The following is a 19,502-nucleotide window of genomic DNA, read 5'->3' as shown; positions in this document are numbered from 1 at the left end:
CCCGTGCCGGGCGCAGACCCGGCCCAACCGCACGCGGCCGTTCCTTCCGGAGCCGGGCCGGACGGCCTCACGCCCGGCGATGTCGCACTCGCCGGTTCGAACGGGCCGGCCGCCATGGTCGACGAGCCGCGGCGGCGGCTGCATCCGCTCAGCCCGCTGCTCAGCGGCGCCAAGTCCATCGCCGTCATCGTCGCCGCGCTGAGCTGGCAGACGTTGTCGCAGGTCGGGGTCGAGCGGTTCGCGCTGGTCGTCGCCGTCGTGGCGGTCGGTGTGGTGATCTTCGCGGTGATCGGCTGGCTGAACACCGGCTACCACGTGGTCGGCCGCGAGCTGCGGATCCAGGACGGGCTGGTCTGGCGGCGCAACCGCGCCATCCCGCTCGACCGGCTCCAGGCCGTCGAGCTGCGCCGGCCGCTGCTGGCCCAGCTCACCGGGCTCGCCGAGCTGCGGCTGGAGGTGGTCGGCGGCGGCAAGACCGAGGCCCCGCTGGCATACCTGACGGTCAAGGAGGCCGGCGCCCTGCGGCAGCGGTTGCTCGCGCTCGCCGGCCGTACCCCCGGGGTTTCCGATCCTGCCGCCGCGCAGCCGGCGGTCGCTCCCGCGCCGGAGCGACCGCTCTACCGGGTCAGCAACCGCGACCTGCTGATCAGCCAGCTGCTCACCCCGCAGGCCTTCCTGCTGCCGGTCGGCATCGCCTTCGTGGTCATGCAGTTCGTGCTGGAGGGCTCGTGGACCTTCGTGGGCATCGCCAGCACGGTGACCGCGATGGCCGGCGTGCTGCTGCAACCGGTCCGGCGGGTGCTCCAGGACTGGGACTTCCGGCTGGCCCGCGACCCCGCCGGGCGGCTCGCGGTCCGCTACGGCCTGCTGGAGACCCGCAGCCAGATCGTCCCGCTGCACCGGGTCCAGTCCATCGGCGTGACCTGGCCACTGCTCTGGCGGGCCAACGAGTGGCTGCACATGCGCCTGGACATCGCCGGGTATGCGGGCCCGCAGTCGGACAACGACAAACGCTCCGACCGCCTGCTGCCGGTGGGTGACCTCCCGGTCGCCCGCGCCCTGGTGTGGGAGGTCCTGCCGGGGGTGGACCTGGCCGCGCTGGCGACCCTGCCACCGCCGGCCCGGGCCCGGTGGCTGCACCCGTTCGCGCTGAAGTCGTTCGGCGCGGGGCTGACCCCGGAGGTCTTCGTGTCCCGCTCCGGGCTGCTGACCCGGGAGCTGACGATGGTCCCGTACGCGCGGTTGCAGAGCGTCCGGGTGGTGCAGGGGCCGGTGCAGCGCAGGCTGCGGCTGGCCACGGTGTATGCCGACACGGCGGGCGGGCGGTCCGGGGTGGCCGAGGACCGCGACGTGGCGGAGGCCTGGTGGCTGGCCGAGCAGCTGTCGATCCGGGCCCGGCACGCCCGCGGCCCGGCATTCCGCACCCAGGCCCCGACCGACCAACACCCCACCGACCAACACCCCGCCAGCCAACTCCCGCCCGGCCAACTGCCCGCCGACCAACTCCCGGCCGACCAACTCCCGCCCGGCCAACTGCCCGCCGGCCAACTCCCGCCCGGCCAACTCCCGCCCGGCCAACTCCCGGCCGACCAACTCCCGCCCGGCCAACTGCCCGCCAGCCAACTCCCGCCCGGCCAACACCCGGCCGGCCCGGCCGCCGTGTCCGGCCACGCGCCGCCGCATGCCCCTGCACCCGACCGGGCGCTGCCCGGACCAGGACCCCACGACGAAGCGCGCCCCGCGCCCGCCCGGCCCGGGACACACGATCAAGCGTGGCCGGGATCGGCGCCCCACGACGAGGCACACCCGGGACAATCCGAGCCGGCACGCCTCGACGGCACGCAGGCCGCGCCGGCCGGACCCACGCCCGAGGATGACGCTTACTGGCGTCGGCCTCCGCAGCCCTAAGCTGTGCCCATGGAGCTTCCGGAGTTCTCCCCCGGGCTCAGCGCCCGGGTGGAGCTGACCGTCACCGACGCGGACACCGCCCAGGCGCTCGGCTCCGGGGACGTGCCCGTGCTCGGCACGCCCCGGGTGCTCGCGCTGGCCGAGGCCGCCACCGTCGCCGCCACGGCCCGGCAGATGCCCGGCGGGGTGACCACGGTCGGGGTGCGCGCCGAGGTTGAGCACCGTGCGCCGACGCCGCTCGGCCACCGGGTCACCGCGCTCGCCACGCTGACCAAGGTGGACGGCCGCAAGCTGATCTTCGATGTGGTGGTCCGCGACGGTGAGGAGCTCGTCGCCGAGGTCCGGGTCGAGCGCGTGCTCCTGGACCGCCAGCGCTTCATCGCCAAGGCCCTCGGCGACTGAGCCACCCAGCCCGGCGCGAACGCCCCGCGCGGTGACCGAGCCACCCAGCCCGCGCCAACCGCCCCTACAACAACGCCTCGAACGGTGCGAGCCTGACCACGCCCGCGACCTGCCGGGCCAGCTCGGCATCCGCCGTCACCAATGCATCAGCCTGCAACTTGGCCACCGCGACGTACTCCGCGCCCACCGTGTCTTCCCAGCCCAGCTGTTCCGCCAATTGCCAGGCCACCGACCGCGACACCCGGTCGCCGAGCAGCCTGATCTTCATCGTGGTGATCCCGTCGAGCAGCGCCCGGGCCCCCGCCCGGTCCAGCTCGCCGCGCCGGACCTCCCGGTAGAGCAGCGACAGCGCCTGCGAGCGCAGCACGTTGGGGGCGACGAGCTGGTGCCCGGCGGCCACCGTGGCGCCCTCGCGGACCAGCCGGATCGCGGTGGGCGCGTCGATCGCGTATCGCGTCATGATCCCATCCTGGCCGGTAGGCCGAACGCCGCGAAGTGCCCGGCACCCAGGAACGAGGTCAGCTCGGAGATCCGTGCGCCGCGCAGCGTGAGCACGGTGATGGCCCAGGCCCGCCCGTCCAGGTACTGGCCGACCGCGGCCTGCCCGTTCGCGGTCACCGCGGCGGTGCGCCAGCTGCCGCACGAGCCCAGCGGCACCCGGGCCGCGAAGTCGGTGACCGCGTCGAGCCCGCGATACCAGTGCGGCAGCGGCGGCATCGACCACGTGACGTCCTCGGTCAGCAGCGCGACCAGCCCGTCGACGTCGCCGCGTTCCAGCGCCGCCGAGTAGCCGGTGACGATCTCCCGCAGCCGTGCGTCGCCGAGCTTGCGCAGGGTGCGCTGCTGGCTGTGGTCGGGCGCCTTGCGTGCCACGATCGCCCGGGCGCGCTGCAGGGCGCTGTTCACCGACGCGGTCGAGGTCGCCATGATCTCGGCGATCTCCGCGGGCGGGAAGCCGAGCACCTCGACGAGCAGCAGCGCGGCGCGCTGGTTGCCCGGCAGGTGCTGCAGGGCGGCGACGAACGCCAGCTCGATCGCCTCGCGCTGTTCGTAGCGCGCGGCCGGGTGGGCGCGGGGCAGCTCCCCACCCGGGTACGGCCCGAGCCACGCGACCCCGTCCAGCGGCACGTCACCCAGCACCGCCCGGGCACTGGCCGGTCCCAGGTCCACGGGCAGCGCCCGCCGTCCCCGCGCCTCGACCGCGTCCAGGCAGGTCCGGGTGGCCACGGTGTAGAGCCACGAGCGCAGCGAGCTGCGGCTCTCGAAGCCGGCCAGCCCGCGCCACGCCCGCAGCAACGCGTCCTGCAACGCGTCGTCGGCGTCGTGGGTGGAGCCGAGCATCCGGTAGCAGTGCGCGTGCAGTTCCCGGCGCAACGACCCGACGAGACGGGTGAACGCCTCGTCGTCGCCGTCGCGGGCCCGGTCCAGGTCGCCGGTGCGGGTGTCGGTCACGCCCTGCAGTGTGCCTCCAGCAGCACCCGCAGGCATTGCTCGAACGCGGCCGGCTGCGCCACGAAGCCGACGTGATCACCGGGGAACATCGTCGGCGCTACGCCCAGGGCGTCCGCCAGCGCCCGCGCGGCCCGGTCGCACAGCTGCCCGGCCGACTCCGCGCCGATGCCGACCACGATCCGGGTGGGCACCGACCGCAGCCGGTCCAGGTCGGGCCGCCACCGGGCGGTGTGCCGCAGCATGTGGGCGAACTGGAAGTGCTCGTCGGCGACCGCCTGCGGGGAGCGGTCGGCGAGGAAGATCTGCTCGACGGCCCCGGGCGGCAGCTCGATGTTCGCGATCTTCAGGAACTGCCGCCAGGCGCCCGCGACGTCGCCGGCGAGATAGGTGGCGATCATGTCCTCGGTGGCGGCGGCCAGCTGGTCGCGATCGGGCAGCAGGTCCTCCAGCGGCGGCTCGTGGGCGATCACCGTGTGCACCAGGTCGGGCCGGAGCTGGGCGAGCGCCAGCACGCTGACCGCGCCGCCGCTGGAGCCGAGCGCCACGGCCGGCCCGGCGTCCAGGTGGGTCAGCAGCCGGGCGAGGTCGTCGGCCCGGCCGGCCGGGGTGGAGTCCCGGCCGGGATCATCGACCGGGCTCCGGTTGATGCCGCGCGGGTCGGTGGTCAGCACGGTGTGGTCGCGCGCGAGCAGGCCGGCAAGCGGCTCGAACGCGCGGGCGTCCATCGGTGCGCCGGTCAGCAGCACGAGCGGGCCGGTGCCGCGTACCTCGTAGTGCAGGCGGGCGCCGGGTACGGCAAGGGACATCGTGGTCATCGTGGTCCTCCGGGACGGGGCTGATAGCGCGCTGTCGGAGGAAGTGACTCCCGCCGTACCGGAAATTCATCGGTCGGACGGCTTGATGGTGTCGATGAGGTTGACGTCGCGGTCGAGCCGGCCCTGCGAGGCCAGGATCGGCCGGGCGTAGCCGGACATGAAGCGCACCGCGATGTCCGGCCGGGTCACGCGGATCCGCGCGGCGGCCCGGACCGCGAAGGAGGCGGGCGGCTAGAGCAGCGCCCCCCAGCGGGCCGTGAGCTCCTCGTACGTCGGCATCGCCACCGCGCCGCCGGGGCGTTCGCAGACCAGGCCGGCCACCGCCAGCGCGAAGCGGACGTAGCTCTGCCAGCCCTCGGCGTCGGCCGGCACTCCGTCGGCCAGCAGGCGCCGGATCAGCGCGCCCATCACCGAGTCGCCCGCGCCGGTGGCGTCCACCGCTTCGACCGTCGGCGCCGTCAGCAGCACGCCGTCGCCCGCCGCCGTCGCGACGTAGGCACCCTTGGCGCCGCAGGTGACCACGACCGCCTTCGCGCCGGTTTTGAGGACGTGCTCCGCGGCGGCGGCCGGCCCGGTGCCGTCCCAGAGCACCTCGGCGTCGGCCGAGCTCAGCTTGACCAGGTCGGCGGTGGCGAAGAAACCCTCGACCAGCTCGCGCAGGGCGCCGACCGCGGCGGCGTCGGGCAGCAGCTTCGGGCGGACGTTCGGGTCGAAGACCTTCAGCGGGCCGGGCACCGCCCAGGCCTTGCGGGCCGCCGCCCGGAACGGCTCACGCATCAGGCAGATCGAGCCGGTGTAGACCACGTCGGCACCGGCGACCACCTGCTCGTCGACGTCCTCCGGGCGCAGCAGCGCGTACGAGGGCGGTTCGCCGTAGAACTGGAAGGTCGGCTCGGCGCCCTCGAAGGTGGTCACCGCCAGCGTGGTCGGCACCGGTACCCGGGTCAGGCCGGTGGTGCCGACGCCGAGCTGGCGCAGGAACGCGGCGATCCGGTCGCCGAGGGTGTCGTTGCCCAGCGAGCCGTAGTAGCGCACATCGCCGCCGAGCCGGGTGGCGCCCACCGCCACGTTGAGCGGGGCGCCGCCGATCGCCTGCCGGTAGATCAGCTCGCCGTCGCGCGCGGTTTCCAGCAGGTCCACCAATGCCTCGCCGAGCACCACCGCGTAGCCCATCGCCGCTTCCCTCCACGTGCCGCCGTCCTGATGCCGTCAGCCTTACGCCCGGAACGCGAGAAAGCCAGCGAGTCCCGAATGATGCCTGATATGCGGTTGTTTGGCATGATTTGCCCATGCACCCGCGCGCGCTCCTGCTGCCCCTGCTGCTCACCGCGACCCTGACCGGTTGCGCCGGCCCGGCCCGGCCGACCACCGGGCCGGCCGCGTCCCGGCCGCCCGGCTCGACGCCGTGGCTGGTCAGCGGGGCGCCGAGCCCGCAGCGGCCGTCGTCCGCGCCCACCCCCGGCGCCGCCGCGCCGCTGGCCGAGGGCACGGTCAGCGGCACCTTCCTGCCGTTCCCGCAGAGCGCGCGGGCCGTCACCTACGACCCCCAGGTGGTCCCGCCGGGTGCGACCGCCCTGGTCGACATCGCCCGGACCGCGCGGGGCACGACGGTACGGCTGACCGCCCGCGGCCTGGTCCCGCGCCGGGCCTACGGGGCGCACCTGCACACCCGGCCGTGCACCTCGATCCCGGACGACGCCGGGCCGCACTACCAGCACAGCGCCGACCCGAGGAAGCCCTCGGTGGACCCGGCCTACGCCAACCCGCGCAACGAGGTGTGGCTGGACTTCACCGCCGACGCGGCCGGCGCCGCCACCGTCACCGCACGGCTGGACTGGACGTTCGACGAGGTCGAGCCGCCGCGGTCGCTGATCGTGCACGCCGAGCACACCCGTACCGCCGCGGGCAAGGCCGGGATGGCCGGGCCGCGCGTGGCGTGCCTCACCCTGGGCCCACGCTGATGCCGGGCTGCTCTTGATCTTGGCGAGGCGGTAACGTCAGGACGGCACGGGGGACGACGCGCGGATGACGGGAGGGCCGGCCATGGCCGAGCAGAGCGAGGGCACGACTCCGAGCGAGCCGAAGACCGAGTCGCACGACCCGGACTTCCCCGAGGCGTTCCTGCAGTTCATGCGCGGCGGCTGGCGCGACGACGCACTGGGCGTCACACCCCGGCCGGAGACGCCCAACTACGCCAAGCGCCGCGCCGCGCTCTCCGACGCGTTCCCCGGCGAGACGCTGATCATCCCCAGCGGCACCGAGAAGGTCCGCGCCAACGACACCGACTACCCGTTCCGGCCGGCCAGCGACTTCGTCTACCTGACCGGCGACAGCGACCCCGGCAGCGTGCTGGTGCTGCGGCCCAGCGGCTCCGGGCACGACGCGGTCCTCTACAGCCACCAGCGCTCCTCCAAGGAGACCGACGAGTTCTTCCGCAGCCGCGACGGCGAGCTGTGGGTCGGCCGCCGGCACACCCTGGCCGAGAAGTCGACGGAGCTCGGCCTGGAGACGGCGCCCTGGGGTGAGCTCGGCCCGAGCCTGGCCGACTGCGCCCCGGCCCGCACCCGGGTGCTGCGCGGCCACGACGCCAATGTGGACCGCGCGATCCTGGCCTACGAGCCCGACCCGCGGCAGCGCCGCGACCGCGCGCTGGCCGGAGTGATCTCGGAGCTCAAGCTGGTCAAGGACGAGTGGGAGATCACCCAGCTGCAGGACGCGATCGACGCCACCGTGCGCGGCTTCGAGGACGTCGCGCGCATCCTGCCCGCCGACCGCGGCGTCAAGGAGCGCCTGCTGGAGGGCGTCTTCGGGCTGCGCGCTCGGACGGACGGCAACGACGTCGGCTACGGCAGCATCGTCGGCGCCGGCGCGCACGCGACGATCCTGCACTGGGTGCGCAACACCGGCGTGACCAAGCCGGGCGAGCTGCTGCTGATGGACATGGGCGTCGAGGGCCGCACGTTCTACACCGCCGACGTGACCCGCACGCTGCCGGTCTCGGGCACCTTCACCCCGCTGCAGCGCCAGGTCTACGACATCGTGCACGCCTCCCAGCAGGCCGGCATGGACGCGATCCGGCCCGGGGTGAAGTTCAAGGACGTGCACCTGACCTGCATGCGCGTGCTCGCCGAGGGCCTGAAGGACCTGGACCTGCTGCCGGTGAGCGTGGACGAGGCGATGAGCGAGGAGTCCACGGTGTACCGCCGCTGGACGCTGCACGGCTTCGGCCACATGCTCGGCATCGACGTGCACGACTGCTCGGCGGCCCGCAAGGAGACCTACCGCGACGGCACGCTCGGCGAGGGCTACGTGCTGACGGTGGAGCCGGGCCTGTACTTCCAGCCCGAGGACGAGCTGGTCCCCGAGGAGCTGCGCGGCATCGGCATCCGCATCGAGGACGACGTCGTGGTCACCGCCGACGGCTGCCGCAACCTGTCGGCCGGGCTGCCGCGCTCGTCCGACGAGGTCGAGGCGTGGCTGGCCGCGCAGCGCGAGGCGGGCCCCCGGCTGCCCGAGTAGGAGGCGCCGGCTAGCCGCGCGGGGCGTATTCGGAGATCACGAAGCAGCTGACCGCCTCGCCGCTGTCGTCGGAGACGTCGAAGGACACCACGACCGGGTGACCGTCGGCCGGGTCGGCCTTGACCGTCATAGCGCCGCCGTCGTCGGCCGCGGTGCGGGCCAGCTCCAGCAGCCCGCCCAGGCTCGGCACCTCGATCTCCTCCTCGCCGGAGGCCGTCCGGCCGTCGATCCGCTCGACACCGGTGACCTCGCGGGCGGCGACCGTGACCCGGTACTTGCCCAGGGACGGGCCGCCCTCGCACTGCCGGTCGACGACAAACCCGTAGTCGGCCGGCTCGCTCCAGGCCGGCGCCGACGCGGGCGTGACGAAGGCGGGCGGCGCGGCGGCCGGCTCGCCGCCCGTGCAGCCGGCCAGGGCCGTAACCAGCGCGATGCCGCACAACGCCCGGGCGTACCGCACGATGACCTCCGAGCTCGGGAACGTCCGCCGTCCGGCGGGCCGCGCCCATGTTTCCAGACCCGCGCAACGCCACCGCCACCCCATCACCCGCGCGGGGTGACCCGCTACACGCTCATCCCGCGCGGGAACCGGACGATGGGTAGGACGTGGACAACGGCAGCGCCGGGGTGGACCGGCTTGGTGATGCCGCACGCCTGCGGGAGCTGCGCGAGACCGGGCTGCTGGCGGCCGGCTGCTACCCGTCGCTGGACCGGCTGGTGCACTCGGCGGCCCAGCAGGTGGGCGCCCCGATGGCCCTGGTCACGCTGGTCGACGCCGACCGCCAGGTCTTCGTGAGCCAGGTCGGCATCACGGCGCCGTGGGCGGTGCACGGCACCCCGCTGTCGCACTCGTTCTGCCAGTACGTGGTCACCGACGACGCCCCGCTGGTCGTGCCGGACGCGCACACCGACGACCGGCTCAGCAACAACCCGGCGATCGAGGACCTGCACGCCGTGGCCTACGCCGCCTTCCCGCTGCACTCGCCCGACGGCGCGGTGCTGGGGGCATTCTGCGTGATCGACACCGTGCCCCGGCACTGGACGGCGCAGGAGCTCGCGATCGTGCAGGCGCTGGCCACCGCGGTCGAGACCGAGATCGCGCTGCGGATGGCCAACCGCGACCTGCTGCTGGCCACCGAACGCATGCACCGGGTGCTGGACACGGCCAACGACGCGTTCGTGTCCGCCGACGCCGACGGCATGGTCACCGCATGGAACGCCGCCGCCGCGGCCCTGTTCGGCTACCCGCCGGTGGAGGCCCTCGGCCGGCCGGTCGGTGACCTGATCCTGCCGGCCCGGTGCCGGGCCGCGCACGACGCCGGGCTGCGCCGGGTCCGGGACTCCGGCGTGTCGATCCTGTCCGGCCAGCGCCTGGAACTGGCCGCCGTCGACCGGTCCGGGCGGGAGTTCCCGATCGAGATGACCCTGCAGGTTGTGCAGGAGGACGGCGCCCCGGTCTGCCACGCGTTCCTGCACGACATCAGCGGCCGTACCGCGGCCGAGCAGCAGGTCGCCGACGACCGGACCTACCTGCACTCGCTGCTCGACAGCCTGGACACCGGCGTGGTGGCCTGCGACGCCGACGGCCGGCTCGTGCTGCGCAACGCCGCCCTGCGCCACCTCTACGAACTCGGCGAGGGCCGGCACACAGTCACCTCGCGGCCCGGGCCGGACCGTGTCTACGCCGCGGACGGCGTACGCCCGCTGGAGCCCGCGGAGCTGCCGCTGGCCCGGGCGTACACCGGAGAGCACGTCGAGGGCCAGGAGCTGGCGATCCTGGCGGCCGACGGCCGGCGCCGCCGGATGGTCGCGAACGCCCGGCCGATCACCACCGCCGACGGCCGGCGCCTCGGTGCGGTCGCCGCGCTGCACGACGTCACCGATCAGCACCGTGCCGCGGTGCTCCAGCAGACCCAGTACGCGGTGGCCCGGGTGCTGGCCGACGCCGGCAGCGCGGAGCAGGCCGCGACCGACGCCGTCGCCGCGATCGCCACCGCCCTGGGCTGGGCCCGCGGGGAGTTCTGGCGCACCGACGACGCCGCGGGCACGATCGACCGGATCTGTTGCTGGACCGATCCCGCGCAGCCGCCGGGGGCCGCGGCCGGCGAGCCGTCCGTGCTGCCGCGCGGCACCGGACCGGCCGGGACCGTCTGGGAGACCGGCACCGACCTGTGGACCCCCGACCCGGCCGACGACCGGCACACCGTCATCGGCCTGCCGGTCCGCAGCGACGCCCGGGTCCTCGGCGTGCTGCTGTTCCTGAGCACGGCCGCGCAGGATCCCGACGCCGACCTGCTGGCCATGCTCGACGGCGTCTGCGCGCACCTCGGCCGGCACCTGGAACGCCGCCGCGCGGAAGAGCTCGCCCTGACCCTGGCCGCCACCCGGCGCGCCCTCGACCGGGTCGTCTCCCAGGTCAACGACTACGTGTGGACCTTCACCTTCCCGCCCGGCGGCCGGCCCACCCCCGTCTACGTCAGCCCCGACAGCAGCGGCATCCTGGGTGAGCAGCTGCCCGCCGGCACCGACATCGCGATGGCGCTGGCGGAATACGTGCACACGGACGACCGGGTGCTCCTGGCCGGGCTGCGGGACTCCGTGATGAGCGGCAGCGCGGCCGACGCCGAGGTCCGCCTGCACGGCCTGGACGGCGTCACCCGCTGGGTCTGGATCCGGTCGGTGCCTCGCCGCGAGGACGGCATCCTCTACGTCGACGGCATCGCCACCGACGTCACCGCCCGCCGGGAGCTGACCGAACGACGCGACCATGCGCTGCGCGACCAGCAGCAGCAGAACAGCCGGCTGCGCGAGCTGGACCGGCTCAAGGACGAGCTGGTCGCCCTGGTCAGCCACGAGCTGCGCAATCCGCTGGCCACCATCCGCGGCTACACCGAGATGCTGCTCGACGACTCGGAGCTGACCGCGGACCACCGGCACCTCGCCACGGTGATCGACAAGCACAGCGCGCACATGCAGGGGCTCGTCGACGACCTGCTGGACACGGCCCGGATCGACGCCGGGCAGCTGCGGCTGGAGCCGCGGCCGGTCTCGCTGATCCGGCTGGTGGTCGACAGCATCGACGCCCGCCGCCCCGACGCCGCCGCCAAGGGCATCACCGTCACCGTCGACATGGCCCGGCACCTGCCCGTGCACGCCGACCCGATCCGGCTGCGGCAGGTGCTGGACAACCTGGTCTCCAACGCCGTCAAGTACACGCCCCGGGACGGCTGCGTGACGGTCACCGGCCGCCACGACAACGACGGCACGACGACGCTGCGGATCTCCGACACCGGCATCGGGATCCCGGCGGCGGAGCGGTCGAACCTGTTCGACCGGTTCTTCCGCGCCACCAACGCCGTGTCGCAGGGCATCAAGGGCACCGGGCTCGGGCTGACCATCAGCAAGGCCATCATCGACGCGCACGAGGGCACGCTCACGGCGGAACCGGCCGGCCCGGACGGCGGCACCGCCTTCATCGTCACCCTGCCCAGCCGGCCACCCGCCTGCGACTGACCGGCGCGGAGGTCAGCTCAGCTCGGCGACGAACACCGCCACGGAACGGGCCGGCACGGTGAGCGTCCCGGCCGTCGCGGTGGCCGTCCGCAGCAGCGGATCCGCCGACGCCGCCAGCTCCGGGTGCAGGCCCAGGGGCACCTCCGCCAGCGCCGGGACGTGCTGCGTGGTCGGCTCCTCGGTGGCGTTGAAGACCACCGTCACGGTGCCCCAGCGCGGGTCCAGGCCGGTGCCGTCCAGGCACATCACGATCACGCCCGGGCTCTCCCGCGGCCCGCCCAGCGGAAACGTCAGCCGGTGCTGCACCTCCTCGGCGGTGGGCAGCCCGAAGACCGGCGAGGACCGGCGGACGCGCAGCAGTTCCGCATACCGGGCCGCGGCCAGGTCCATGATCTCCGGGGACGGGACCAGCCCGGGGTCGGCGAGCAGCGGGCGGGCCCAGGGCCACTTGTCCTCGTTGTCGGCCGCCGGTGGCAGGCCGATGCCGAAGCCGTTGCCGTCGGCGCCGTTCCAGCGGATCTGGTTGAACCAGTCGCCCGAGTCGTAGGAGTTGCGGTCCAGCGACTTCGACCGCAGCCGTTCCGTGCCGAGCGCGACGAAGCCGACGCCCTGGCCGAGCACCACCAGGGAGAGCGCCAGCACCTGCATCCGGGCGCGCTCGATCATCGGGAGCGCCGGCGGCAGCTTGAACGCCATCGCGTCGTACAGGATCTCGTTGTCGTGGGCGTCCACATAGGTGACGGACTCCCCCGGGGTCGCCGCGTAACCGCTCGGCGAGCCGTTGTAGTCGATCTGGGCGCCGCTGAGCTCGGCGCCGGTGTGCGTCACGAACCGGTACGTCGCCAGCGCCCCGGAGAGCCCCACCTTGATCCGGTCGTGCACGGCCAGCGGGGTCGCCGCGCCCAGCCCGGTCGCGAAGCCCTGCACCGACGGGTCGTCACCGAACGAGCCGCCCCCGCGGACCGCGTCCCGCAGCCGGTCGTTGAACGTGCCGATCCCGGTGCCGGCCATGTTGACCTGCGTCGCCTGCACGAACCGGGCGTCGTACGCGATCTCCCCGAAATTCCAGCCCTCGCCGTACAGGTAGATGTCGGGGTCGAGGTGGTCCAGGGTGACCCGGGTCTCCAGGATGTTGGCGCGCGGGTGGTGGCCCATCAGGTCGAAGCGGAAGCCGTCCACCTGGTAGTCGCGCGCCCAGGTGACGATCGAGTCGACCACCAGCCGGCCCATCATCATGTGCTCGGGCGCGGTGTTGGAGCAGCAGGTGGACTCGGCGACCGTGCCGTCGTCGAGCAGCCGGTGGTAGTAGCCGGGGACGACCTTGTCCAGCACGCTCCACGGCGCCAGCCCGTCGGCCATCGTGTGGTTGTAGACGACGTCCATGATCACCCGCAGGCCGGCCGCGTGCAGCGCCGCGACCATCGCGCGGAACTCCAGGATCCGCGCGCTGCCGGCCGGCTCGACGGCGAAGCTGCCCTCCGGCGTCGTGTAGTGCAGCGGGTCGTACCCCCAGTTGAAACCGTCCTCGGCGGCGACCGCCATCACCGCCCGCTGCTGCTCCGCCGAATCCGGCGGGAACGCGGCCAGGTCGCACTTCGGCACCGCCTGGTCGGCCCGGCGGTCCGGCACGGTCGCGTAGTCGAACGCGGGCAGCAGGTGCACGTGGGTGAGCCCGGCGTCGGCGAGCATCCGCAGGTGCCGCATCCCGGCCGAGTCGCTCCGGGTGAAGGCCAGGTAGGTGCCGCGCAGCGCGGCCGGCACGGTGGTGTCGGCGATGGAGAAGTCGCGGACGTGCACCTCGGAGATCTGCATCCGGGCGGGGGCGACGGCCGGCGGCTTGGCCCGGGTCTGCCAGCCCGGCGGCATCAGCTCCGGGTCGGCCAGGTCGACGAGCTGGCTGTGCGTGGAATCCACCGACAGCGACAGCGAATAGGGGTCTGTCACGCTGCTGGTCACCACGCGCTGCGCCGCCGGGTGCCACACCTCGACCCGGAACCGGTAGTAGCGGCCGAGCCACTTGCGCTTGCCGGCGATCGACCACACGCCGGTCACCGGGTCGCGCTCCATCGGCAGGATCTTCGGCTCGTCGTCGCCGGGGGTGCGGGACAGCTCCAGCTCGACGGCGCGTGCGGTCGGCGCCCACACCGAGACGGTGGGCCGCTGCTCGTCCATGACCACGCCGAGCTCGGCGTCGGCGGCGTCGGCGTACAGGTCGTCGAGCACGCCCGGCAGCTGCACCGCGGTCAGCGCGGTGAGCCGCCCGGCCGGGTCGTGGCCGGCCACCAGCAGCTGGCCGCGCAGCAGCAGCCCCAGGGCGGCGTCGCCCAGCTCCGGCACGGCGAACGCGCGGTAGGCCCGCAGGTGCGGGAAGTGCCGGCTCTGCGTCTGCAGCAGCCCGCCGGGGCGCGGGGTCAGCGGCAGCGTGGTGCGCTCGCCGGTCAGCTCGTCGCCGGTGCGGCGCAGGCCACCCTCCGGGGCCGCCACCAGCGTGAAGCTCTCGGCCAGGTCGGCCAGGTGCGGCGGCAGGGCCAGCGTGGTGCGGTCGAGGAACACCGCCAGGGACCGGGCCGGGTCGAGCTCGGGGCCGAGCGAGCGGACGTCGGGCAGGACGGGCGCGGCGGTGCCGGCCAGCAGCCACACCTCGTGGCTCCGGGTCAGGTCCAGACGCTGGTCGACGGGCAGGTCCTTGACGTCCTCGCGGTGCAGGACGAAGCGCAGGCCGGCGGCCTCCGGCCGGACCGGCACCCGGAAGACCGCGCCGAAGGCGTCGAACGCGGCGGGCGCGAGCGGCGCGTGCCACAGCGGCTTGCGCGGCGTGCCCTCCCAGGCGTGCAGGCCCCAGCCCGCGTAGTCGGCGTCGTCGCGGCGGTAGTGCAGCACCGCGATGCCGTCTTCGGCCGGGATCTCGCTGCTCCAGCCGGCCGCGGCCGCGCTCGGATAGATCTCGGGGTCGCCGGGGCGGAGCCAGATCCGCGGCGTGACGGCGGGGTCGACCCGCCGGTCGACGGGCACGTCCTTGGCGCCGGTGTGATCGACGACCAGGAACCCGACGTCGCGGGCCCCGTCGGCCAGCCGCACCCAGGCGAAGCGGCCGTAGTCGTCGGTGCCGGCGAACGGGTGACCGCCCGGGAAGCCGGTGATCGCGTCCGGGGCGATGTCACCCCAGGCGTGCAGTGACCAGTCGCCGTAGCCCTCGTCCTCGCGGCGGTAGTGCACGACCAGCCAGTGCGGCCTGCTCAGCTCGGTCAATGCCTCCGGCGAGGCGATCTCGATCGTGGTCACCTGCACATGATGGCACCGGGGTGCGTCAGTTTCAGTGCGTCGCGATCACGGTGGTGATCCGCGGGCCGTCCGCGTCGACCCGGATCAGGTACCGGTAGCTCTCCCCCGGGACCGCGTTGCCGAGGCTGTCCAGGTACTCCCACTCCACGGCGACCATGGCCAGCGCCGGGCTGAGCCGCTGCACGTCGCGCAGCTGCGCGTGGGCGGCGACGATCTGCTGCTCGTTGTACGCCGGAGCAGCCCCGAGGAAGGACAGCGCCACCGCCGCCGGCGAGGCGAAGGTGAAGCTGTACGAGTCCGAGACCACCATCCCGGGCAGCGCGTAGCAATTCGCCACCGCGGACACGTCTCCCGTGGTCAGAGCCGAGCCGTAGCGGTCGAAGAAGTCCGTGAGGTGATCCAGATCCGTAGGTGCCTTCACGGGACGCGCAGTTCCCCCGCGGGGGTGGTGGCAAACCCCGGGCCCGGGTTGCACCGCATAACAAGACGGACGTACGGTTTAGGAAAGACGTGAACCCTGAGTTAGGACAACCTAACCGGCAGGCGCCCGTCACCGGTGGGACAGACTGATGAGGACTACTCACGGTCGCTGGGTGTGAAGGAGATGACGTGGCCAGCCTCGACACCTTTGGTGCGAAGAGCGAGCTACGCGTCGCAGACGCGAGCTACGAGATTTTCACGATCGACAAGGTCGACGGGCATGACCGCCTGCCGTACTCCCTGAAGATCCTGCTGGAGAACCTGCTCCGCACGGAGGACGGCGCGAACATCACCGCCGACCACATCCGGGCCCTGGGCGGCTGGGATCCCACCGCCGACCCGAGCGTGGAGATCCAGTTCACCCCGGCGCGGGTGCTGATGCAGGACTTCACCGGCGTCCCCTGCGTGGTCGACCTCGCCACCATGCGCGAGGCCGTCAAGGAGCTGGGCGGCGACCCGACGAAGGTGAACCCCCTCGCCCCCGCCGAGCTGGTCATCGACCACTCGGTGATCGCCGACTTGTTCGGCCGCGAGGACGCCTTCGCCCGCAACGTCGAGCTGGAATACCAGCGCAACCGCGAGCGCTACCAGTTCCTGCGGTGGGGCCAGACCGCGTTCAACGAGTTCAAGGTCGTCCCGCCCGGCACCGGCATCGTGCACCAGGTCAACATCGAGTACCTGGCCCGCACGATCATGGAGCGCGGCGGCCAGGCATACCCGGACACCGTCGTCGGCACCGACTCGCACACCACCATGGTCAACGGCCTGGGCGTGCTGGGCTGGGGCGTCGGCGGCATCGAGGCCGAGGCCGCGATGCTCGGCCAGCCGGTGAGCATGCTGATCCCGCGGGTCGTCGGCTTCAAGCTGCACGGCGAGATGCCGGCCGGCACCACCGCCACCGACCTGGTGCTGACCATCACCGAGATGCTCCGCGAGCACGGCGTGGTCAGCAAGTTCGTCGAGTTCTACGGCCCCGGCGTCAGCGCCGTGCCGCTGGCCAACCGGGCCACCATCGGCAACATGTCGCCCGAGTACGGCTCGACCGTGGCGATCTTCCCGATCGACGACGAGACGATCAAGTACCTCAAGCTCACCGGCCGCGCCGAGCAGCAGGTCGCGCTGGTCGAGGCGTACGCGAAGCGCCAGGGCCTGTGGCACGACCCGGCCGCGGAGCCGAACTACTCCGAGCGCCTCGAGCTGGACCTGTCCACGATCGTGCCGTCGCTGGCCGGCCCCAAGCGCCCGCAGGACCGGGTCCCGCTGGACCGGGCCAAGCCGATGTTCCGCGACGCGCTCGCCAACTACGTCAGCGCCGTCGGCCCCGCCGACGAGGCCAGCGACGAGTCCTTCCCGGCCAGCGACCCGCCGGCCAACCACGAGGTATCGGCGGCCGACAAGCCCCACGTCTTCAGCGCGGCCGACGGTGCCACCGGGCGGCCGTCCAAGCCCACCCGGGTGGTCGGCGAGGACGGCAGCGAGTTCGAGCTGGACCACGGTTTCGTCGGCATCGCCGCGATCACGTCCTGCACCAACACCTCGAACCCGCAGGTCATGATCGGTGCCGCGCTGCTCGCCCGGAACGCGGTCGAGAAGGGCCTGAACCGCAAGCCGTGGGTCAAGACCACGCTGGCGCCGGGCTCCAAGGTCGTCATGGACTACTACGACCGCGCGGGGCTCACCCCGTACCTGGACAAGCTCGGCTTCAACCTGGTCGGTTACGGCTGCACCACCTGCATCGGCAACTCCGGCCCGCTGCCCGAGGCGATCTCGGCCGCGGTCAACGAGGCCGACCTCACCGCGGTCAGCGTGCTCTCCGGCAACCGCAACTTCGAGGGCCGGATCAACCCGGACATCAAGATGAACTACCTGGCCTCGCCGCCGCTGGTGGTCGCGTACGCGCTGGCCGGCACGATGGACCTGGACATCACCACCGAGCCGCTGGGCACCGGCTCGGACGGCAAGCCGGTCTACCTCGCCGACATCTGGCCCAGCGCCAAGGAGATCGACGAGGTCATCGCGGCGGCCATCGGCGCGACCGGCTTCAGCACGGCCTACCAGGACGTGTTCGCCGGCGACGAGCAGTGGCAGTCGCTGCCCACCCCGGAGGGCAAGACCTTCGAGTGGGCCGAGGAGTCCACCTACGTGCGCAAGCCCCCGTACTTCGAGGGCATGCAGGCCGACCCGTCGCCGGTCACCAACATCGCCGGCGCGCGGGTGCTGGCCAAGCTGGGCGACTCGGTCACCACCGACCACATCTCGCCGGCCAGCTCGATCAAGGCCGACTCCCCGGCCGGCCGGTACCTGGCCGAGCACGGGGTGCCCAAGCACGAGTTCAACTCGTACGGCTCGCGGCGCGGCAACCACGAGGTGATGATCCGCGGCACCTTCGCCAACATCCGGCTGCGCAACCAGCTCGTCCCCGGGGTGGAGGGCGGCTTCACCGTCAACCACCTGACCGGCGAGCAGACCAGCATCTACGACGCCTCGGTCGCGTACAAGGAGGCCGGCGTCCCGCTGGTCATCCTCGCGGGCAAGGAGTACGGCTCCGGCTCGTCGCGCGACTGGGCGGCCAAGGGCACCATGCTGCTGGGCGTGCGCGCTGTCATCGCCGAGTCGTACGAGCGCATCCACCGTTCGAACCTGATCGGCATGGGTGTGCTCCCGCTGCAGTTCCCGCCGAAGACCGGCGCGGAGTCGCTGGGCCTGACCGGCACCGAGACGTTCACGATCACCGGCGTCGAGGCGCTCAACGACGGCGGCATCCCGTCGACGGTCAAGGTGCTGACGGACACCGGCGTCGAGTTCGACGCCGACGTCCGGATCGACACCCCCGGCGAGGCGGACTACTACCGCCACGGCGGCATCCTGCAGTACGTCCTGCGGAAGATGCTGACCAGCTGAAACGCCGATGTGCCCAAGAACACCCCGTCATCGCAGAAGGATGGCGGGGTGTTCTGTATGAAGAACACGTTTCGAAACATGCGTGTTGCACGCTGACTCCATGGAGATCCTGCTGCTGGCCACCCGACCCGCCACCGGGCAGGAGGATCGGGCGCTGCCGGCGCTCGACCTGCTGCGGCACTCCCTGCGGGTCGGCACCTACGACGTCCAGGCCCTGCTCGCGGGCAACGATCCCGACGTGGTGCTGGTGGACGCGCGCCGCGACCTGCTCGAGGCCCGCGACCTGTGCCGCATGCTGCGCACCACCGGGCTGCGGGTGCCGCTGCTCGCCGTGGTCGAGGAGGCGGGACTGGTCGCGATGGCCGCCGACTGGGGCCTCGACGACGTGCTGCTGACCACCGCCGGCCCGGCCGAGGTCGAGGCCCGGCTGCGGCTCACCGCCGCCCGCATCTCCGGCGGCGTCGCCGGCGGCACCGGCGACCAAGTGACCGCGGGTGAGCTGGCGATCGACCCGCACACCTACTCGGCGCGGCTCAAGGGCCGCACGCTCGACCTGACCTACAAGGAGTTCGAGCTGCTCAAGTTCCTCGCCCAGCACCCGGGCCGGGTGTTCAGCCGCGACCAGCTGCTGCGCGAGGTGTGGGGCTTCGACTACTTCGGCGGGCACCGCACGGTCGACGTGCACGTGCGCCGGCTGCGCGCCAAGCTCGGCAGCGAGTACGAGTCGATGATCGGCACCGTCCGCCAGGTCGGCTACAAGCTGGTGCTGCCGCCGCAGGCCAAGCCGCAGCCGCTGGCCGGCGAGTGGGAGATCCTGGCAGCGGTGGCCACCGAGGCCTGAGAGCCGTGTGCAAGGCTCTGGGTCATGGATGACAAAACTGTGCTGAGCCGGATCAACGGCCTGGTGGACGAGGAGCACAAACTCCGCCAGCAGCTGAGCCGCGGCGAGATCAGCAGCGACGATGAGCACACCCGGCTCAAGGAGCTCGAGGAAGCCCTGGACCAGTGCTGGGACCTGCTGCGCCGGCGGCGCGCGGCCCGGGAGTTCGGCAACGACCCGGACGGCGAGCAGGCGCACAGCACCGGCGAGGTCGAGGGCTACATCCAGTGACGCGGTCGCGGGGGGCGCGCCCCCCCCCCCCCCCCCCCCCCCCCCCCACACCCCCCCCCCCCCCCCCCCCCCCCCCCCGCCCCCCCCCGCGCGCCCCCCCCCCCCCCCCCCCCGGGCGC

15 protein-coding genes and 1 pseudogene are annotated in these 19,502 nt (G+C 73.2%); 8 read left to right on the top strand and 8 right to left on the bottom strand.

Annotated features, from left to right (window positions below):
* A pseudogene (locus ACIBQZ_RS19130) lies at positions 1 to 1,407 on the top strand (PH domain-containing protein); the annotation flags it as partial.
* A 510-nt stretch (positions 1,408 to 1,917) separates the two neighbouring features.
* Positions 1,918 to 2,310 (top strand): thioesterase family protein, encoded by a 393-nt coding sequence (locus ACIBQZ_RS19125; protein ID WP_396090032.1) that lies wholly within the window; start codon positions 1,918 to 1,920, stop codon positions 2,308 to 2,310.
* A gap of 64 nt (positions 2,311 to 2,374) precedes the next feature.
* On the opposite strand, the gene ACIBQZ_RS19120 is transcribed toward ACIBQZ_RS19125, so the two are convergent.
* From ACIBQZ_RS19120 to ACIBQZ_RS19100, 5 genes are all read right to left on the bottom strand, one after another.
* Positions 2,375 to 2,770 carry a hypothetical protein gene (locus ACIBQZ_RS19120; RefSeq protein ID WP_396090031.1) on the bottom strand — a complete coding sequence of 132 codons (396 nt, stop codon included), beginning with the start codon at positions 2,768 to 2,770 and terminating at the stop codon, positions 2,375 to 2,377.
* Positions 2,767 to 3,762, bottom strand: a complete 996-nt coding sequence (locus ACIBQZ_RS19115; protein ID WP_396090030.1) for a sigma-70 family RNA polymerase sigma factor — start codon at positions 3,760 to 3,762, stop codon at positions 2,767 to 2,769. Before ACIBQZ_RS19115 ends, ACIBQZ_RS19120 begins: the two co-directional genes overlap by 4 nt.
* On the bottom strand, positions 3,759 to 4,577 hold the full coding sequence (locus tag ACIBQZ_RS19110; protein WP_396090029.1) for an alpha/beta fold hydrolase: 819 nt from the start codon (positions 4,575 to 4,577) through the stop codon (positions 3,759 to 3,761). Before ACIBQZ_RS19110 ends, ACIBQZ_RS19115 begins: the two co-directional genes overlap by 4 nt.
* A gap of 66 nt (positions 4,578 to 4,643) precedes the next feature.
* Positions 4,644 to 4,766 (bottom strand): hypothetical protein, encoded by a 123-nt coding sequence (locus ACIBQZ_RS19105; protein WP_396090028.1) that lies wholly within the window; start codon positions 4,764 to 4,766, stop codon positions 4,644 to 4,646.
* 42 nt (positions 4,767 to 4,808) lie between these two features.
* On the bottom strand, positions 4,809 to 5,750 hold the full coding sequence (locus tag ACIBQZ_RS19100; protein ID WP_396090027.1) for a carbohydrate kinase: 942 nt from the start codon (positions 5,748 to 5,750) through the stop codon (positions 4,809 to 4,811).
* Positions 5,751 to 5,866: 116 nt separating this feature from the next.
* On the opposite strand from ACIBQZ_RS19100, the gene ACIBQZ_RS19095 reads away from it, so the two are divergent.
* Together ACIBQZ_RS19095 and ACIBQZ_RS19090 are read left to right on the top strand one after the other, a co-directional pair.
* Positions 5,867 to 6,538 (top strand): superoxide dismutase, encoded by a 672-nt coding sequence (locus ACIBQZ_RS19095; RefSeq protein WP_396090026.1) that lies wholly within the window; start codon positions 5,867 to 5,869, stop codon positions 6,536 to 6,538.
* Positions 6,539 to 6,620: 82 nt separating this feature from the next.
* Positions 6,621 to 8,096, top strand: coding sequence for an aminopeptidase P family protein (locus ACIBQZ_RS19090; RefSeq protein ID WP_396090025.1), 1,476 nt, complete (start codon positions 6,621 to 6,623; stop codon positions 8,094 to 8,096).
* 10 nt (positions 8,097 to 8,106) lie between these two features.
* On the opposite strand, the gene ACIBQZ_RS19085 is transcribed toward ACIBQZ_RS19090, so the two are convergent.
* Positions 8,107 to 8,556, bottom strand: a complete 450-nt coding sequence (locus ACIBQZ_RS19085; protein ID WP_396090024.1) for a hypothetical protein — start codon at positions 8,554 to 8,556, stop codon at positions 8,107 to 8,109.
* A gap of 146 nt (positions 8,557 to 8,702) precedes the next feature.
* On the opposite strand from ACIBQZ_RS19085, the gene ACIBQZ_RS19080 reads away from it, so the two are divergent.
* Positions 8,703 to 11,609, top strand: coding sequence for an ATP-binding protein (locus ACIBQZ_RS19080; protein WP_396090023.1), 2,907 nt, complete (start codon positions 8,703 to 8,705; stop codon positions 11,607 to 11,609).
* Between the two features lie 12 nt (positions 11,610 to 11,621).
* On the opposite strand, the gene pulA is transcribed toward ACIBQZ_RS19080, so the two are convergent.
* Together pulA and ACIBQZ_RS19070 are read right to left on the bottom strand one after the other, a co-directional pair.
* Positions 11,622 to 14,891: a pullulanase-type alpha-1,6-glucosidase gene (pulA, locus tag ACIBQZ_RS19075; protein WP_396090022.1), complete on the bottom strand. Its 3,270-nt coding sequence runs from the start codon at positions 14,889 to 14,891 to the stop codon at positions 11,622 to 11,624.
* A 31-nt stretch (positions 14,892 to 14,922) separates the two neighbouring features.
* Positions 14,923 to 15,312 (bottom strand): hypothetical protein, encoded by a 390-nt coding sequence (locus ACIBQZ_RS19070; protein WP_396090021.1) that lies wholly within the window; start codon positions 15,310 to 15,312, stop codon positions 14,923 to 14,925.
* A gap of 188 nt (positions 15,313 to 15,500) precedes the next feature.
* Between ACIBQZ_RS19070 and acnA the strand changes: the two genes are divergently transcribed.
* The 3 genes from acnA to ACIBQZ_RS19055 all read left to right on the top strand — a co-directional run bounded on the left by acnA (position 15,501) and on the right by ACIBQZ_RS19055 (position 19,383).
* Positions 15,501 to 18,272, top strand: a complete 2,772-nt coding sequence (acnA, locus tag ACIBQZ_RS19065) for an aconitate hydratase AcnA (RefSeq protein WP_396090020.1) — start codon at positions 15,501 to 15,503, stop codon at positions 18,270 to 18,272.
* A 100-nt stretch (positions 18,273 to 18,372) separates the two neighbouring features.
* Complete coding sequence (locus ACIBQZ_RS19060) at positions 18,373 to 19,113, top strand: winged-helix domain-containing protein (RefSeq protein ID WP_396090019.1); 741 nt, start codon at positions 18,373 to 18,375, stop codon at positions 19,111 to 19,113.
* Positions 19,114 to 19,137: 24 nt separating this feature from the next.
* Positions 19,138 to 19,383: a DUF2630 family protein gene (locus ACIBQZ_RS19055; protein WP_396090018.1), complete on the top strand. Its 246-nt coding sequence runs from the start codon at positions 19,138 to 19,140 to the stop codon at positions 19,381 to 19,383.
* Positions 19,384 to 19,502 lie beyond the last annotated feature (119 nt).

This window comes from Actinoplanes sp. NPDC049599, assembly GCF_044465625.1.
Taxonomy (GTDB): domain Bacteria; phylum Actinomycetota; class Actinomycetes; order Mycobacteriales; family Micromonosporaceae; genus Actinoplanes.
This window is presented reverse-complemented; position numbering and strand designations above follow the sequence as displayed.

Excerpts from the sequence above, each read along its gene's own strand:
- ACIBQZ_RS19125 (WP_396090032.1), top strand. The coding sequence starts at position 1,918 with ATGGAGCTTCCGGAGTTCTCCCCCGGGCTCAGCGCCCGGGTGGAGCTG.
- ACIBQZ_RS19120 (WP_396090031.1), bottom strand. The coding sequence starts at position 2,770 with ATGACGCGATACGCGATCGACGCGCCCACCGCGATCCGGCTGGTCCGC.
- ACIBQZ_RS19110 (WP_396090029.1), bottom strand. The coding sequence starts at position 4,577 with ATGACCACGATGTCCCTTGCCGTACCCGGCGCCCGCCTGCACTACGAG.
- ACIBQZ_RS19100 (WP_396090027.1), bottom strand. The coding sequence starts at position 5,750 with ATGGGCTACGCGGTGGTGCTCGGCGAGGCATTGGTGGACCTGCTGGAA.
- ACIBQZ_RS19095 (WP_396090026.1), top strand. The coding sequence starts at position 5,867 with ATGCACCCGCGCGCGCTCCTGCTGCCCCTGCTGCTCACCGCGACCCTG.
- ACIBQZ_RS19090 (WP_396090025.1), top strand. The coding sequence starts at position 6,621 with ATGGCCGAGCAGAGCGAGGGCACGACTCCGAGCGAGCCGAAGACCGAG.
- ACIBQZ_RS19060 (WP_396090019.1), top strand. The coding sequence starts at position 18,373 with ATGGAGATCCTGCTGCTGGCCACCCGACCCGCCACCGGGCAGGAGGAT.
- ACIBQZ_RS19055 (WP_396090018.1), top strand. The coding sequence starts at position 19,138 with ATGGATGACAAAACTGTGCTGAGCCGGATCAACGGCCTGGTGGACGAG.